Genomic DNA, 16,310 nt, shown 5'->3' on the forward strand with positions numbered 1-16,310 from the left:
CTTCTCCCGCCATCCTCCCTCACCCCTCAGGAGGGCATCACCGTGGCAAGCAAGACGAAGACCCGGGTCGGACTGGTCGCCGGCGGGCTGGGCGCATATTGGCCGCAGTTCCCCGACCTGCTCCCCCAGCTCCAGCGATCGGCCGACCGGGTCTCCGAACGGATGCGGGAGCTGGACGCCGAGATCGTGGACGTCGGGTTCATCTCCGACGCCCAGGAGGGCGCGGTCGCGGCCGAGAAACTGCGGGCCGCGGACTGCGACCTCATCGTCGGGTTCCTCACCACGTACATGACGGCCACCATGCTCGTGCCCATCGCGCAGCGCAGCGGCGCGCCCGTGCTGCTGATCAACCTGCAGCCGACCGAGTCGATGGACCACGCCACGTTCGACACCGGCCAGTGGCTCGCCTACTGCGGCGCCTGCCCGCTGCCCGAGATGGCCAACGCCTTCCAGCGGTGCGGCATCCCGTTCCGGTCGGTGTCGGGCTACCTGGAGGACGAGCGCGCCTGGGCCCGCATCACCAGCTGGGTGCGGGCCGCCGGGGCCCGCGCGGCCCTGCGCCACGGCCGCCACGGCCTGATGGGGCACCTCTATCCCGGCATGCTGGACGTCTCCACCGACCTCACGCTCGTCTCGGCCAACTTCGGCGGGCACGTCGAGGTGCTGGAGTTCGACGACCTGCGGGTACGCGTGGAGAAGGTCACCGACTCCGAGGTCGCCGCCAAGCGCGCCGAGACCGAGAAGATCTTCGAGCTGGCCGACAGCGTCAACGACACCGACCTCGAGTGGGCCTGCCGCGTCTCCGTCGGCCTGGACCGGCTGGTGGAGGACTTCTCGCTGGACAGCCTGGCGTACTATCACCGCGGCCTGGACGGGGAGACGCACGAGCGGCTGGGGGCCGGGATGATCCTGGGCGCGTCCCTGCTCACCGCGCGCGGCATCCCGGCGGCCGGCGAGTACGAGCTGCGCACCAGCCTGGCCATGCTGATCATGGACCGGATGGGCGCGGGCGGGTCGTTCACCGAGCTCCAGGCGCTGGACTTCCACCGGGGCCACGTCGAGATGGGGCACGACGGCCCCGCCCACCTGGCCATCAGCGCCCGCAGGCCGCTGCTGCGCGGGCTCGGCGTGTACCACGGGAAGCGGGGATGGGGCGTTTCCGTGGAGTTCGACGTCAAGCACGGGCCGGTGACGGCGTTCGGGATCATCCAGCGCCGCGACGGCCGCTTCGCCCTGGTGGCCTCGGAGGGCGAGACCGTGGACGGGCCGCACCTGCAGATCGGGAACACGACGTCCCGCGTGGACTTCGGCCGCGACCCCGGCGAGTGGACCGACGACTGGAGCGCGACCGGCATGTCCCACCACTGGGCCCTCGGCACCGGCCACCGCGGCGCCGAGCTCAAGGCCCTGGCCCACCTGCTGGAGGTGGAGTACATCCAGATATGACCCCTGGACGCCCCTGCCGGGCCGCCGGAGGGTCCGGCAAGGGCGGCCGGAGGGCCCGGCAAGGGCGGCCGGAGGGCCCGGCAAGGGCGTTCGAGGGATTACTTTTGCCTCCGCTTGTCGATCGATCAACGGGCCGCATGCCGCTGCGGATCTAGGGTCGCGTCCATGGGCTCTCCAGAAGGCGGCGAGCGGGAGTTGATCCTGCGGACGGCCACCAGGCTGTTCGCCGCGCTCAGCTACGACGGCACCTCCACCGAGCAGATCGCGGAGGCCGCCGGGCTGGACACGGCAGCCCTCAGCGCGCATTTCCCCACCAAACGGGTGCTCTACCTCATGGTCATGGAGGAGGCGCACCGGGTGCTGGCCGAGGTCATCGCGGCCAGGGCCGACGAGCTGCGCGACACCCCGCCCGAGCGGCGGCCGGAGGCGCTGCACCGGTTCGTCGACGGGTACATCGACCTGTGCGCCGACCATCCGGAGGTGCCCGCGCTGTGGATGCACCGCTGGCTGTCCGACGCCAGCGACATCGACCTGGAGCCGCTCAACGCCCAGCCGCTGGCCCAGCGCGCCATCGACAGCATCGACGCGATCGCCAAGCCCGCGGACGCCGACGCGCAGTTCATCGCGTACACGATGATCTGGTGCATCCACGGGTTCACGCTGAGCGGCGTGCTCGACGGGACGGGGCAGCGCCGCTCCGCCGACGATCCCCGCACGTTGCGGCGCTTCCGCGCGCACATGCACCAGCTGCTCGACCGGGCGCTCAGGCTGTCCGAGTGATCACCGCTGCCCTTCAAGAATCTCCGAACGGCGTCCCCGCTTCATGACGAACATTTCGCAAACACGTCAAGCGAGATCTTCCTCGGCGCCTCTCCGCTAGATCTACGCCCTAGCGCACCGTAAGCAATCTGCGACCTACATGCGTATATCCTGCCCATATGCGAGGTTTCAGACAATTCGGGCGCTCGCACCTCGTGAGCGAGACGGGCTGAGGCGGTGCAAGGGAACGGCGCCCCGGCGACCGGTTCGTCACTCCTGGACGAGCTGCTGGTCGAAGCCGTCGTCAGCACACGGGCGCACATAGGCTGCCTCTACCTCCTGGACGAGGACGGCGACGTCCTGAAGATGGACAGCCAGCTCGGGCTTCCCCCCATGATCGCCAAGGCGTGGGCCAGGGTCAGGACGAACGACCGGGCGCCGATCGCCACGTCGGTGTCCGAGCGGCGGCTGGTCTGGGTCCCCGACAGGGAGGGCCTGGCGCGCGAGTTCCCGTCGGCGGCGCTGTCCTTGCCGTACGACTTCGCCTCCGCCGCGCACCCCCTCATCTCCGACGGCACCATCTGGGGCGGCTTCGTGCTGTTGTGGCCGGCGGGGCGGGTGAGCCGGCTGACCCAGCGCCAGCTCGACCGGATGGAGGACATCGGCGGCCAGCTGGCCGAGGTGCTCCAGGAGGCCGCCGAGCAGGGGCAGCCGATCAGGCCGGTGCCGCGGCCCCGCATGCTGGACCCGAAGCGCAAGGCCGACCCGCGGCCCGACCTGATCGCGCTCGACTGCCTCAACCGGCTGCCCGAGGGCTACGGCTCGCTGGACGTGAACGGGCGCGTGACCCTCCTCAGCGCCCCGGCCGCCGACCTGCTGCTCAGCTCCGCGTCCGAGCTGCTCGGCAAACGCCTGGGCGAGGCGCTGCCGTGGATCAACGCCCCCGCGTACGAGGACGCCTACCGCGCCGCGGTCGTCGGCCGCCAGGTCACCCACTTCACGGTACGCAACCCCGCCGGGCGCCAGCTGTCGTTCCGGTTCTTCCCCGGCCTGTCCGGGATCACCGTGCGCATCACGCCGGCCGTCGGCGCCCGCGGCCCGGGCCACCTGGCGACCGGCGCCGAGCGGTCGGTCCCGAACGTCGCGCTGCACGAGATCCTGCACCTGGCGACCAAGCTCTCGCGGGCGGTGACCGCGCAGGAGGTGGTCGACCTGGTGGCCGACCACGTCATGCCCGTCTACAACGTCCAGGCCCTGGCCATCCTGACCTCGAAGGGCGGCCGGCTGCGCGTGGACGCCTCGCGCGGCTACAGCCCGCAGGCCATCCAGGAGTTCGACGGCCGTCCCGTGATCCCGCCGGACCCTGCCGACCACTCCTTCGACGCCTGCCAGCCGACGTTCTTCTCCACGTGGGACGAGCTGCGCAAGACCTACCCGGGCGCGGTCCGCTCGGACGACATGTCCGCCTGGGCCTTCCTGCCGCTGGTCATCTCGGGTCATCCGATCGGCACGTGCGTCCTCGCCTACAACCGGCCGCACCAGTTCAGTTCGAGCGAGCGGGCCACGCTGACGGCGCTCGCGGGGCTGATCGCGCAGGCGTACGAGCGGGCCCGGCTGTACGACGTCAAGCACCAGCTCGCCCAGTGCCTGCAGAAGAGCCTGCTGCCGCGCAGGCTGCCCGAGATCTCGGGCCTCGAACTGGCCGCCCACTACCTGCCCGCCACCCCGGGCATGGACATCGGCGGCGACTTCTACGACCTCATCCGCCTGAGCGACACCATGGCCGCGGCGGTCATCGGCGACGTGCAGGGCCACGACGTGACCGCGGCCGCCCTCATGGGCCAGGTGCGCACCGCCATCCACGCCCACGCCACCTCCGGGGCCAGCCCGGGCGAGGTGCTCGCGCGTACCAACCGGCTGCTCAGCGAGCTGTCCCCCGACCGGTTCACCAGTTGCCTGTACGTCCACATCGACCTGCGCAAGCGCATCGCCTGCCTGGCCAGCGCGGGGCACCTGCCGCCGCTGTTCGGCCGGCCCGGGTGGCGTACCGAGGCCATCGACTCCTCCCCCGGGCTGCTGCTCGGTGTGGACCCCGACTCCGAGTACGCCACCACGGAGGTGCCGATGCCGCCCGGCTCCGTGCTGGCCCTCTACACCGACGGCCTCATCGAGGAGCCGGGCCGCAGCATCGGCGAGGCCATCGACGACCTGGCCGAGCGCTTCATGCCCTCGTCCGGCCAGCCCCTGCACGACCTGGCCGAGTCGCTCATCAAGCAGGCCACGGCCGAGCAGCGCATGGACGACATCGCGGTGCTCCTGTGCAGGACGTGAAGCGCCGGTCAGGGCTCGCGCACCGCGCGCCCCATCCGGGACAGCGCCTCGCGCAGGATGGCCGGTGAGGTGGCGAAGTTGAGCCGCACGCAGCTGGCCCCGCCGGAGCCGAACACGTGCCCCGAGCTCACGGCGACGCGGGCGCGGTCGAGGAACAGCTTCGCCGGTCCGGCGACGTCGCTGACGACGCCGAGCTCGTCGCTCCGCTCGTCATCGTGCAGGCCGAGCCAGGTGCAGTCGAGCCAGGCGAGGTAGGTGCCCTCGGGCGGCCGGTAGCGCGCCTCGGGGAGGTGTTCCGCGATCAGCCGGCCCAGCAGGGCGCGATTCGCGTCGAGGCCGCCCACCAGCTCGTCGAGCCAGGTTCCGCCCTCGCGGAAGGCCGCCGTGTGCGCGATGACGCCCAGGTGGCTGGGGCCGTGGCTGACCTCCTCGGGCATGCGCCGCAGGTCGCCGGCGGCTTCGGCGCCCGCGATGACCAGGCCGGCCTTGAGCCCGGCGAGGTTCCAGGCTTTGGAGGCGGAGGTCAGCGCGAAGCCGTTCTCGGAACCTTCGACGTCGAGGAACGGGACGAAGGTGGCTCCGGGCAGCACGAGCGGGGCGTGGATCTCGTCGGAGATCACCCGGACGCCGTGCTTCCGGGCGAGCCGGGCGATCGCCTGCAGCTCGTCGCGGGTGTGGACGACGCCGGTCGGGTTGTGCGGGTTGCTCATGAGGAACGCCGCGCGACGGCCTCGGCTCCGCGCGCGTACGAACGCCTCTTCCAGGGTGCCGAGATCGACCCGCAGATCCGGGCCGAGCCGCGCCTCGACGATCTTCCTCGCGTCGTGCGTGACGAACGCGTAGAAGGGCGGATAGACCGGCGAGCACACGACGACCGCGTCCCCGGGGCCGGTGATCAGGCGCAGGACCTCGACGATGCCCATCATGACGTCGGGCACGACGGCCGTGTGCTCGACGCGCAGGCCGTCCCACCGCCACCGCTCGCGGGCGAACCCGGCGAGCGCCTCGGCGTAGGCGGTCCCGTACGGGTATCCGGTGTCGCCGAGGTCGATCGCTCCGTGCAGCGCCTCGGCGACGGGACGGGCCAGCGGCACGTCCATCTCCGCCACCCAGAGCGGGAGCACGTCATCGGGGTGCGCCCGCCACTTCATGCTCGTGCGCTCGCGTAGCCGTTCGAGCGGCAGCCGCACGAGAGGATCGGCCCGCCGGCTCTCCGGGACCTCGGAACCCGCCCTGTCGCCGTGATGGTCATGCACGCGTGACCCTCTTCCGCTCGCTGGTCACGCAAGGTTAGGCGAGTGCCGGCGGCCCCGGCCAGGGGCTCGTGTCGAAGGCGGCCCGATCCCGTCGTGGCGGCGGCCTCTACGGTTCGAACCTGACCCGTCCGACGACGGACGGCGTGGCCCGGCTGACCATCACCTCCCCGCGCTCCACGGCGGTCTCCCGCACCCCGAACCGGGCCCCGAGGCTCTCCTGGACCCCGGTCACCGCGCTCTCGGCGCGGGAGGCCGCCTCCGCGTCCCCGAACATCGTGATCGTCATCACGGTCCCCCCGCCGGTGTCGACGGCGGTGTAGAGGACCGACCCCACCTGCTCGGGGACGCGGTCGGCGAACTCCCGGTCCACGTACTTCACCATCTCGGTGATCGCGCTCGCGTCCGCGCTGTAGTGCCTGACTATCGCATACATGCGGATCACGTTATATCCCCACACGGGGACTTTCAAGTCCTCAAGTAAGGACTTAAACCACGGCCCCCGAGACCTTCCGGCGCTTGACGGGCGGCCCCGGAGGCGGCGTGCGGTCGTAGCGGGCCAGCCAGACGGCCAGCGGCCCGGCCACGAAGGCGGACGACAGCGTGCCCGTCACGATCCCGGTCACCAGCGCCAGCGCGAAGTCCCGCAGGGAGTCCCCGCCGAAGGCCATGAGCGCGAGCAGGATGAACAGCGCGCCGAGTCCGGTGTTGACCGTGCGCGGCATGGTCTGCAGGATGGCCGAGTTCACCGCCGTGACGAACGGGAGGCGCGACGACCACAGCTCGCGTACCCGGTCGAAGACCACGACCTTGTCGTTGACCGAGTAGCCGACGATGGTCAGCATCGCGGCCAGGAAGATCCCGTCGACCGGCTTGCCGAGCCACGCGAACATGCCCGCCACCACGGTCACGTCCACCAGCAGCGCCAGCACCGCCGCCGCGCCGAACGTCCACCTGAACCTGACCGCCAGGTAGGCCAGCTGCATGGACACGGCCACGCCGAGCGCGACGAGGGCGTTGCGGCGCAGCTCCTGGCCCAGGCTCGGGCCGACGAACTCCTCGCTGCGCTTGGTCACCTCCCCCGCCTGCCGCTCCAGCTCCTGCTCGATCCTGGCCACGTCGTCCAGGCCGAGCCCCCCGGCGCGTACGGTGACGCCGTCGCCGCTCGCCTGCACGACCGCCGAGGGGAACCCGGCCCGCGAGACGGCCTGCCCCGCCACGTCGGCCGACAGGGGCTTCGCGGTGGCGAACTCCACGAGCCGCCCGCCGGTGAACTCCACGCCGAAGTTCAGCCCGCGGGCGAGCAGCCCGCCGACGGCCACCGCCACCAGCGTGCCCGCGACCGCCAGCCACAGCCTCCTGGCCTTCATGAGCTGCGGGTTCCGGCGCGTCAGCCAGGTCCGTACGGCCCCCGGCGAGCCCAGGCCCGACAGGCGCGGCCCGACCCGGCCGATGACGGCGTGGGCGAGCACGCGGGTGATGAGCATGGCCGAGACCAGCGAGGCCAGCACGCCGACGGCCAGCGTCACGCCGAACCCCTTGACCGGCCCCGAGGCCAGCCAGAACAGCAGGCCGGCGGCGATGAGGGTGGTGACGTTGGAGTCGGCGATGGCGCTCCAGGCGTTCCTGAAGCCCCGATCCAGGGCCGCCTTCAGGCCGCGGCGCCCCTGGCCGTACTCCTCCCTGGCCCGCTCGAAGACCAGCACGTTGGCGTCGATGGCCATGCCGATCGCCAGCACGAACCCGGCCAGCCCGGGAAGCGTGAACGTCGCCCCCATCGCCACCAGCGCCGCGTAGGAGATCAGGCCGTAGCAGGCGAGCGCGAGCGTCGAGAGCAGCCCGGACATCCGGTAGACCGCGACGATGAAGGCGGCCGTCAGGATCAGCCCGGCGATCGCCGCCTTGGCGCTCGCGTCGATGGCCGCCGCGCCGAGCGTCGGGCCGACCGTACGCTGCTCGACCATGGTGAGCGGCACGGGCAGCGCGCCGCCCTTGATCAGCACGGCCAGGTCGCGGGCCTCGCCGTGGGTGAACGAGCCCGTGATGTCCGCGCTCCCGCCCGGGATGCCGGTACGGCAGGGGACCGACGGGTCGAGCGGCGGCGAGGAGATGACCTCGTCGTCGAGCACGATCGCGATCCGGCGCTTGGGATCGCCCACCGGCGCGCACGCCGCCGCGCCGCTCATCCGCTGCCAGGCGCCGGCGTCGCGGAAGTCGATGCTCACCCACCAGCCGGGGCCGCGCTGGGGGTCGCTCTGCTCGACGGCGTCGGCGATCCCGTCGCCGGTGATGGCGGCGGGCCCGAGCCGCAGCCGCCCGCCGTTCTCGTCACGCACGTCGCCCTCGTCACCCAGGACGGGGTGGAAGGCGAGCTGCGCGGTACGGCCGATGACCTCGGCCGCCTGCCGCGGGTCGAGCACGCCGGGCAGCTCGACGATGATCCGCCGCTCGCCGGAGCGGACCAGGGTGGGATCGACCACGCCGAGCGCGTCCGCCCGCTGGCGGAGCACGTCGAGGGCGCGGTCGGTGGCGGCCGAGTCGGCCTTGACGGTGGCCGAGTCCCTCGTCTCGAAGACGAGCTGGGTGCCACCGCGTAGATCCAGGCCCAGGCGTGGGGCGCTGACCAGGGCCAGGATCAGGGAAATCACGATGACGGCAAGGGCCGTCACCGCACGCCAAACAGGCGCACGGAGCATGAAAGCCTCCACAGGCTCAGATGTGCGGAAAGGGGATCTTCAGCACTCTGTGGAGGGAGGCCCCCGAGCCGGGGCCGCCGCCGGTCGGCGGTCGGCGGGGACGCCGGCGACCGGGCTGGCGACCACGGCCGCCCAGCCCCGCCGCGGCCGCGGCAGGACCGACGGCAGCACGGCCGGCCCCGCGGGCCCGGCGGTGCCGAGCAGGCCGTGCCGGGCCTGGCCCACGGCCTCCCGGTACGGCTCCCGCTGGAGCCCGGGGTGCTCCTGGACCCTCGCGTGCACCGCCACGGCGTGCGGGGCGACCTGGGCCTGGGCGGAGGCCGGCAGGAACCACGACAGGAGAAGGAGCAGCGCGGCAGGCAGCCTGGTGCGCATGTCGCCTCCTTCTCCTCGAGCCTCAACTTAGCCCAGGAAGGAGGCCGGCCGTGGCACGGCGGACCAACACGATATAGTCGCCTAAACCTACACATTTAGTGCGTATTACTCAGGAGTTATGGTGACCAGCAAGTTCGCCGGCGTCGTGGCCGCACTCGCCCTCGCCCTCGCCGCGTGCGGCTCCGGCCCGGGGAACGAGACCGGCGGCGCGGGCGCGAGCGGCGCACCGGCCACGCCCGACGCCGGAGCCGTGATCGAGATCGGATCCCTGTACGAGCCGCAGAACCTCGACAACACGGCGGGCGGCGGCCAGGGCGTGACCGAGGCGTTCAACGGCAACGTCTACGAGGGCCTGTTCAGGCTCACCGACGACGGCAAGGTCGAGCCGCTGCTGGCCGAGAGCCACGAGGTCTCCCCCGACGGCCTCACCTACACGTTCAAGCTGCGCAAGGGCGTGACGTTCCACTCGGGCAAGGCGCTGACCTCGGCCGACGTGAAGGCCAGCATCGAAAGGGTCATCGCCGACGGCTCCCAGTCGGCCCGCAAGAGCAGCCTCAAGGCGGTCAAGTCGGTCGAGGCCCCCGACGACGCCACCGTCGTGGTCAAGCTGTCGAGCCGGTCGATCTCCCTCGTGTACAACCTCTCGTACGTGTGGATCGTGAACTCCGCCGCCCAAGACCTGGCCACGGGCGAGGACGGCACGGGGCCGTACAAGCTGGGGGCCTGGAAGCGCGGCTCCACGCTCAGCCTGGAGCGCTTCCCCGGCTACTGGGGCGCCCGGCCCGCCAACAACGGCGTGGTCTTCCACTACTTCACCGACGCCGCCGCGCTCAACAACGCGCTGCTGACGAATGCCGTGGACGTCGTCACCAGCGAGCAGAGCCCCGACGCCCTGGCGCAGTTCGCCGGCAACCCGGACTACAAGGTCAGCGAGGGCCACTCCACGACCAAGCTGCTGCTCGCCTTCAACGACCGCAAGGCCCCGTTCGACAAGCCGCTCGTGCGCAAGGCCGTCTCCTCGGCGATCGACGACGCCAAGCTGCTGGAGTCCGTCTGGGCCGGTCACGGCAGCGTGATCGGCTCGATGGTGCCGCCCACCGACCCGTGGTACGAGGACCTGACCAAGGTGAACCCGTACGACGTCGAGCTGGCCAAGCGGCAGCTCGCCGAGGCCGGCTACCCCAAGGGCTTCCGCTTCACCCTCGACACGCCCAACTACGACCCGCACCCGACGGCCGCCACGTTCATCAAGAGCGAGCTGGCCAAGGTGGGCATCACGGTCGACGTCAACGTCATCACCGCCGACCAGTGGTACTCGAAGGTGTACAAGGACCGCGACTTCGCCGCCACGCTGCAGGAGCACGTCAACGACCGCGACGTGGTCTGGTACGGCGACCCGGACTTCTACTGGGGCTACGACAACAAGCAGGTCACCCGGTGGATCGAGGAGGCCGAGCAGGCCCGCACCGAGCAGGAGCAGACCGAGCTGCTGAAGAAGGCCAACCGGCAGATCGCCGAGGACGCCGCGAGCGACTGGATCTACCTCTACCCGCAGATCGTCGTGGCCTCCTCGAAGCTGTCCGGCTACCCGGTCAACGGCCTGAACTCGCAGTTCTACGCTTACGGGATCAAGAAGGGCTGATGGCTCGTTACCTGCTGCGCCGCACGGCGTTCCTGCTCGGGTCGCTGCTGCTGGCTGCCTCGGCGCTGTTCGTGCTGCTGCGGCTGCTGCCCGGCGACCCCGCGAACGCGCTGCTGCCGGTCGGCGCCACGCCCGAGCAGATCGCGGCGGCGCGCCGGCAGATCGGCTCGGACCTGCCGCTGCCGGAGCAGTTCGGGGCGTGGCTGGGCGGGCTGGCCCGGCTGGATCTGGGGACGTCGCTGGTCAGCAGGCTGCCGGTCGGCGCGGAGATCGCCGAGCGGCTGGTGGTCACGGTCCCGTTGACGCTGCTGGCGTTCGCGCTGGCGGTGGTGGTGGCGCTGCCGGTGGGGTTCCTGGCGGCGTGGCGGGCCGAGCGCTGGTACGGGCCGCTGCTGAACGGGCTGGCCCAGTTGGGCATCGCGGTGCCGGTGTTCTGGATCGGGATGCTGCTGGTGACGGTCTTCGCGCTGCGGCTGCGGGTGCTGCCGGCGGGCGGGTTCCCGCGTGACGACTGGGCCGATCCGGCGCGGGCGCTGACGTCGCTGGCGCTGCCCGTCGTGACGATCGCGGTCGTCATGTCGGCCTCGCTCATCCGGTACGTCCGCGCGGCCACGGTGGACGTGCTGGGCAGCGACTACCTGCGGACCGCGCGGGCCCTGGGCTCGTCGTTCGGGGGCGCGATGTGGCGGCACGGGCTGCGCAACGCGTCCGTGCCGGTCATCGCGATCCTCGGCATCGAGCTGGCCACGACGTTCCTGGGGGCGGTGGTGGTGGAGAGCGTGTTCGCGCTGCCCGGGCTCGGGACGCTGCTGGTCGAGGGCATCGCGGAGCACGACTATCCGGTCATCCAGGGCGTGCTGGCGGTCAGCACGTTCGCGGTGCTGGTGATCGGGTTCGCCGCCGACGTCGTGCAGCGGCTGGTCGATCCGCGCCTGCGCGCGCACGTGAGCGGGGGGCGGCCATGAGCGGCGTCACCAGCCCGGTGCGCGGGCGGCGCTCGCTCGTGATCGGATGCGTGCTGGTGGGGGCGATCCTCGCGGTCGCCGTCGTGTCGCTGCTCTGGCTGCCGTACGATCCGTCGGACACCTCCGGCGGGCGCCTGTCGCCGCCGGGCGCAGCGCACCTGCTGGGCACCGACAAGCTGGGCCGTGACCTGCTCACCCAGCTCATGGTGGGCGCCCGCATCGCGCTGACCGTGGGAGCCGGGTCCGTGCTGCTGGGCGGCGTGCTGGGCGTGGCCGCCGGGCTGGTCGCCGGGTTCGCGAGCCGATGGCTGGACGACGTGCTGTCGGCCGGGCTCGACATCCTCATCGCCTTCCCGACGCTGCTGCTGGCCATGGTGGGGGCGGCGGTGCGCGAGGCGTCGCTCGGGTCGGCCGTGCTGGCGATCGGCCTGGCCATGTCCGCCGTCGTGGCGCGGCTGACGAGGGTGCTGGTCAAGCGGGTGCTCGCGCAGGACTACATCACGGCCTCCCGTACGTCCGGCGCCTCGTGGCCACGGGTGATCGTCGAGCACGTGCTGCCGAACATCTGGCCGACCCTGCTCGTCAACCTGGCACTCCAGCTCGGCCTGGCCGTGCTGGCCGAGGCGTCGCTGTCGTACCTGGGGCTGGGCCCGCCCCCGCCGAACGCCTCGTGGGGCCGCCTCCTGCAGGAGGCCCAGGCCACCGTGCTGACCGCGCCGACCGGGGCCGTCGCGCCCGGCGTGCTGCTCGTCGTCCTCGTGGTCGGCGTGAACCTGCTCGCCGACGGCCTGCGCGACAGGAGGGCCCGATGACGCCGCTGGAAGTCGAGGACCTGTCGGTACGGCGGGCGGACGGGCACGAGCTGCTGCGCGCCCTGTCGTTCACGCTCGCGCCCGGCGAGCGGCTGGGCCTGGTCGGCGAGTCGGGCTCGGGCAAGTCGCTGACCGCGCTGGCCGTCATGGGCCTGCTGCCCGCGGGCATGACCGCGCACGGCAGCGTGCTGCTGGGCGGGACGCAGGTCGTCGGGGCCCCGTCCCGGCGGCTGGACAGCGTGCGCGGGCGCGCCGCGAGCGTCGTCTTCCAGGAGCCGCTGGCCGCGCTCGACCCGCTGATGCGGGTGGGCCGGCAGGTGGCCGGGCCAATCCGGCGGCGGCGCGGCCTGCGCGGCCGTCCCCTGCGCGCCGCCGTCATGGCGGCGCTGTCGGAGGTACGGCTGCCGGAGCGGGTCGCCTCGGCCTACCCGCACGAGATCTCCGGCGGCCAGCGGCAGCGGGTGGCCATCGCGATGGCGCTGGCCTGCGAGCCGGACCTGCTGATCGCCGACGAGCCGACCACGGCGCTGGACGTGACCGTGCAGGCGGAGGTGCTGGCGCTGCTGGACCGGCTGGTGGCGGGGCGGGGCATGGCCCTGCTGCTCATCGGGCACGACCTGGCCGTCGTCGCGGACGTGGCCGACCGGGTCGTGGTGCTCAAGGACGGCTCCATGGTGGAGTCGGGAAGGACACGTGACATCGTGCGCGAGCCGCGCCACGCGTACACGCGCTCGCTGGTGGACAGCGCCTGGGCGCTGGAGGCCGAGCTGGACCGGCTGGCCCCATGAGCGTTCCCGTGCTGGCGGCCCACGACGTGGGGTTCGCGTACCGGGGCGGGACGCCCGTGCTCGAAGGCGTGTCGGTCGCCGTGACGGCGGGGCGCAACCTGGCGCTGGTCGGCGAGTCCGGAGCGGGCAAGACGACCCTGCTGCGGCTGCTGCTCGGGCTGGCCAGGCCGACCTCCGGGCAGGTCCGCTTCGAGGGCGCCGAGCTGTCACCGCGGGACCGGTCGTTCAGGCGCGCCGTCCAGCCGGTGTTCCAGGATCCGTACTCGTCGCTGGACCCGCGCCAGCGGGTGGACAGGATCGTCTCCGAGCCGCTGCGCGCCATGGGCCTGCTCGCCCCCGGGTCCCGGGCGGCCCGGCGGCGGGAGGCGGCCGAGCGGGTGGCCGAGGCGCTGGAGTCGGTCGGGCTGCCCGCGGACGCGGCGCGCCGATACCCGCACGAGTTCTCCGGCGGCCAGCGGCAGCGCCTGGCGATCGCCAGGGCCGTGGTGTGCGGGCCGCGCGTCCTGCTCGCCGACGAGCCGGTCAGCGCGCTCGACGTGTCGACCAGGGTGCGGGTGGTCGAGCTGCTGGCCGAGCTGGGCGAGAGCCGGGGGCTGACCGTGGTGGTGGTCTCGCACGATCTGAGCGTGGTCGCCGCGCTCTGCCGGGAGACGGCCGTCATCGAACGCGGCCGCGTCGTGGAGCAGGGGCCGACGGCGAGCGTGCTCGGCTCGCCCGAGCACCCGTACACGCGGCGGCTCATCGAGAGCGTGCCACGCCTCAGCCGCGCCGCCCGGCTGCACCGCCCGGCCCCCTGACGGACGGTGGCGGCGGCGGCCGATCAGCGCAGCTGGATGCCGACCAGGCAGGTGTCGTCGTCGGTGTCGGAGTTGCTGTGGGTGAGCAGGTGGTCGAGGCGGTGCTCCAGCGTGGACGTGTGCCACGTCGCCGTCCGCAGGAGTTGCTCCTGCGAGTGGTGCAGGTCGCGGTCACGCCGCTCGATCAGCCCGTCGGTGTACATGAGGATGATGTCGTCCTGCTCGAGCTGGACCCGCCCCTCGGCGTAGTCGGCGTCGGACACGGCGCCGAGCAGGATCCCGCCGATCAGGTCCAGCTCCGCCGCCTCGTCGCGCCTGATGAGGATGGGGGGCAGGTGCCCGGCCCTGGCCCAGCGCAGGACGCGGGTCTCCGGGTCGTAGAGCGCGCAGATGGCGGTGGCCGTGACGTTCTCGGTGAGGTGGTGGGCGACCAGGTTGAGCCAGCCCAGCATCTGGCTGGGGCTTGCGCCGGTGGCCGCCAGGCCGCGCAGCGCGTTGCGCAGGACGACCATGCCGGTGGCCGCCTCGATCCCGTGGCCGGCGACGTCGCCCACCGACAGCAGGATCTGCTTCGACGGCAGGATCGCGGCGTCGTACCAGTCGCCGCCGACCAGGTGCTCGTGCTCGGCCGGCCGGTAGCGGACGGCGATGTTGAGGTCGAAGGCCTCCATCGGCCCCCGGGTGGGCGGCATGATGGCCCGCTGCAGTTGCAGGGCCAGCCGGTTGCGCTCGGCGGCCTGCTGCTCGCTGTGGGCAAGCTGGTCGCGGGTGGCGGCGAGCGCCACCTCCGTCCAGTGCTGGGAGGAGATGTCCTGGAACGCGCCCCTGATGGCCAGCAGCTTTCCGTCGGGGGCGAGGACAGGGTCGGCGACCACGCGGATGTGCCGGGCGATGCCGTCCGGCCGCTGCAGCCGGAACGTGGTGGAGTCCGGCAGGCGGTGGTGCAGGAGCTTGCGCAGGAATCGGCCGATGGCATCGGCGTCGTCGGGGTGGGCGGAGTCGGCGAGCCGCTCCAGCGGGATGGGCGGCTGGCTCGGTTCCAGCCCGTGAAGGGTGTAGAGCTGCCTGCTCCAGGTGATCTCCCGGGTGAGCATGTTCTCCTCGAACGCGCCGATGCGGCCCAGGCGCTGGGCGTGCTGCAGCAGGCTGGCCAGGCGCGCCGACTCGTCCTGCAGCCGCCAGATCAGCAGCACGCGCTCGCCGTGCCGGGTGACGCTGACGGTGGCGATGTTGTCCAGCGGGACCTGGTCCACCAACGCCGTGATCGTCATCTGGTCGGCGATGAACGGCTCGCCGGTCGCGTGCACCCGTTCGATCACCGAGAACAGCCCGCCCTCGTCGGCGGCCAGCGGGTACGCCTCCAGCATGAGCGCGCCGCTGACGGCGCCGGCCGGGCGGCCGGCCGGATCGACGAAGCGGGGGTTGAGGTGGCTGATGCGGAAGTCGGCGAGATGGCCGTCACCGTCCAGATGCGGGGTCAACACCAGGGCGGCGTCCGGCAGCGCGTCGGCCAGATCGGCCAGCTCGCCCGGGCCATGCGGGGTGCCAGGGTCGGCGGGCAGGTCGAGGGTGTGCGCGCACAGGTCGGCCAGGGCCTCGATCTGCTTGACCACCTGCGGCGGCTGCGGCTCCAGCGGAGCCGGCCAGCCGATCTCCAGCACGCCCAGGATGCGCCCGCCCGTTCCCGCCGGCACGGCCACCCGCCCCCCGTCGGGCGCCTCGCGCATCCCGATCGAGGGCAGGCCGAGCTCGCTGAGCGCCCGGGTCCACACCGATTCCCGCTCGATCAGCGCCCGCTGCGCGGGAGTGGCGACACTCGGCGGGACGTAGTGCCACCGCCGGGCCTCCGTCGCGCTGAACCCGGCATGGCCCACCAGCGTGAGGGAGGCGTCGGATCCCGCGGCCCAGATGGCCACACCCGTGGCCCCCAGCGGCGCCAGAGCGTGCTCCAGCAACGACTGGGCCACGGCCTGGGACTCGGTGGCCGTCAGCACGCCGATCTCGGCCGAGCGCAGCCGGACGGCCACATCGGTGACCTCGCGCGGGCCCCGTCCCGGACGCGTCGCGTCCAGGAATTCACGCGCGGTCTGGCTGATGCGATCGCGGGCCGCCTGGTTGATGATGTCGGCGGCCAGTTCGAGCTGGGTCAGATCCGCCTGCTCGGCCAGAGTGGCGAGCTGCTGCGCGGCGGCGGTGGGGCCGCACTGCAGCCGCTCGATCAGGATGCCCTTGGCCACCTCGATCAGGGCACGCCCCTCGGCGGCGCGCTGGGCACGCCGGATCTCCTCACGCAGTCGGTCGACGGTGGCCGCCAACCGCCCCACGTTCGTGACGGCGCCGGCCGTCGCGCGACCGTCCCCTGAGAGGGCGGCCCGGGAGAGGGCGGCGGTCGGCTGCTGATGGCTTTGCAATTTCGCCTGCTCCTTGCGGTGACCTGCGACCTTCG

At 72.5% G+C, this 16,310-nt stretch carries 13 protein-coding genes; 8 read left to right on the forward strand and 5 right to left on the reverse strand.

Features of this window, described 5'->3' with window-relative positions:
* The first annotated feature begins 42 nt into the window (after window positions 1–42).
* From HD596_RS54595 to HD596_RS54605, 3 genes are all read left to right on the forward strand, one after another.
* Complete coding sequence (locus HD596_RS54595; RefSeq protein WP_313047107.1) at window positions 43–1,446, forward strand: L-fucose/L-arabinose isomerase family protein; 1,404 nt, start codon at window positions 43–45, stop codon at window positions 1,444–1,446.
* Window positions 1,447–1,611: 165 nt separating this feature from the next.
* Entirely contained in the window at window positions 1,612–2,226 is a 615-nt protein-coding gene (locus HD596_RS54600) for a TetR/AcrR family transcriptional regulator (protein ID WP_185077279.1), read from the forward strand.
* 216 nt (window positions 2,227–2,442) lie between these two features.
* Complete coding sequence (locus HD596_RS54605; RefSeq protein ID WP_185077280.1) at window positions 2,443–4,536, forward strand: SpoIIE family protein phosphatase; 2,094 nt, start codon at window positions 2,443–2,445, stop codon at window positions 4,534–4,536.
* 8 nt (window positions 4,537–4,544) lie between these two features.
* Here HD596_RS54605 and HD596_RS54610 read toward each other — a convergent pair whose 3' ends face one another.
* The 4 genes from HD596_RS54610 to HD596_RS54625 all read right to left on the reverse strand — a co-directional run bounded on the left by HD596_RS54610 (window position 4,545) and on the right by HD596_RS54625 (window position 8,860).
* On the reverse strand, window positions 4,545–5,792 hold the full coding sequence (locus HD596_RS54610; RefSeq protein ID WP_313047111.1) for a MalY/PatB family protein: 1,248 nt from the start codon (window positions 5,790–5,792) through the stop codon (window positions 4,545–4,547).
* 106 nt (window positions 5,793–5,898) lie between these two features.
* Window positions 5,899–6,225, reverse strand: a complete 327-nt coding sequence (locus tag HD596_RS54615) for a hypothetical protein (RefSeq protein ID WP_185077281.1) — start codon at window positions 6,223–6,225, stop codon at window positions 5,899–5,901.
* 52 nt (window positions 6,226–6,277) lie between these two features.
* On the reverse strand, window positions 6,278–8,485 hold the full coding sequence (gene secD, locus HD596_RS54620) for a protein translocase subunit SecD (RefSeq protein ID WP_185077282.1): 2,208 nt from the start codon (window positions 8,483–8,485) through the stop codon (window positions 6,278–6,280).
* A gap of 39 nt (window positions 8,486–8,524) precedes the next feature.
* Complete coding sequence (locus HD596_RS54625) at window positions 8,525–8,860, reverse strand: hypothetical protein (RefSeq protein ID WP_185077283.1); 336 nt, start codon at window positions 8,858–8,860, stop codon at window positions 8,525–8,527.
* A gap of 118 nt (window positions 8,861–8,978) precedes the next feature.
* Here HD596_RS54625 and HD596_RS54630 point away from each other — a divergent pair, with 118 nt between their 5' ends.
* Genes HD596_RS54630 through HD596_RS54650 form a run of 5 tightly spaced genes read left to right on the forward strand, consistent with a single transcriptional unit; the run spans window position 8,979 to window position 13,864 of the window.
* Window positions 8,979–10,502 (forward strand): ABC transporter substrate-binding protein, encoded by a 1,524-nt coding sequence (locus tag HD596_RS54630; protein WP_185077284.1) that lies wholly within the window; start codon window positions 8,979–8,981, stop codon window positions 10,500–10,502.
* Window positions 10,502–11,467 (forward strand): ABC transporter permease, encoded by a 966-nt coding sequence (locus HD596_RS54635; protein WP_185077285.1) that lies wholly within the window; start codon window positions 10,502–10,504, stop codon window positions 11,465–11,467. Before HD596_RS54630 ends, HD596_RS54635 begins: the two co-directional genes overlap by 1 nt.
* Window positions 11,464–12,279, forward strand: a complete 816-nt coding sequence (locus HD596_RS54640; RefSeq protein WP_185077286.1) for an ABC transporter permease — start codon at window positions 11,464–11,466, stop codon at window positions 12,277–12,279. The genes HD596_RS54635 and HD596_RS54640 overlap by 4 nt, the downstream gene beginning before the upstream one ends.
* Window positions 12,276–13,067, forward strand: coding sequence for an ATP-binding cassette domain-containing protein (locus HD596_RS54645; protein WP_185077287.1), 792 nt, complete (start codon window positions 12,276–12,278; stop codon window positions 13,065–13,067). The genes HD596_RS54640 and HD596_RS54645 overlap by 4 nt, the downstream gene beginning before the upstream one ends.
* Window positions 13,064–13,864 carry an ABC transporter ATP-binding protein gene (locus tag HD596_RS54650; RefSeq protein ID WP_185077288.1) on the forward strand — a complete coding sequence of 267 codons (801 nt, stop codon included), beginning with the start codon at window positions 13,064–13,066 and terminating at the stop codon, window positions 13,862–13,864. The genes HD596_RS54645 and HD596_RS54650 overlap by 4 nt, the downstream gene beginning before the upstream one ends.
* A gap of 23 nt (window positions 13,865–13,887) precedes the next feature.
* On the opposite strand, the gene HD596_RS54655 is transcribed toward HD596_RS54650, so the two are convergent.
* Window positions 13,888–16,275: a PP2C family protein-serine/threonine phosphatase gene (locus HD596_RS54655; protein ID WP_185077289.1), complete on the reverse strand. Its 2,388-nt coding sequence runs from the start codon at window positions 16,273–16,275 to the stop codon at window positions 13,888–13,890.
* Between the last annotated feature and the right edge of the window lie 35 nt (window positions 16,276–16,310).

Origin of the sequence: Nonomuraea jabiensis, from assembly GCF_014204795.1 — a bacterium.
GTDB lineage: Bacteria > Actinomycetota > Actinomycetes > Streptosporangiales > Streptosporangiaceae > Nonomuraea > Nonomuraea jabiensis.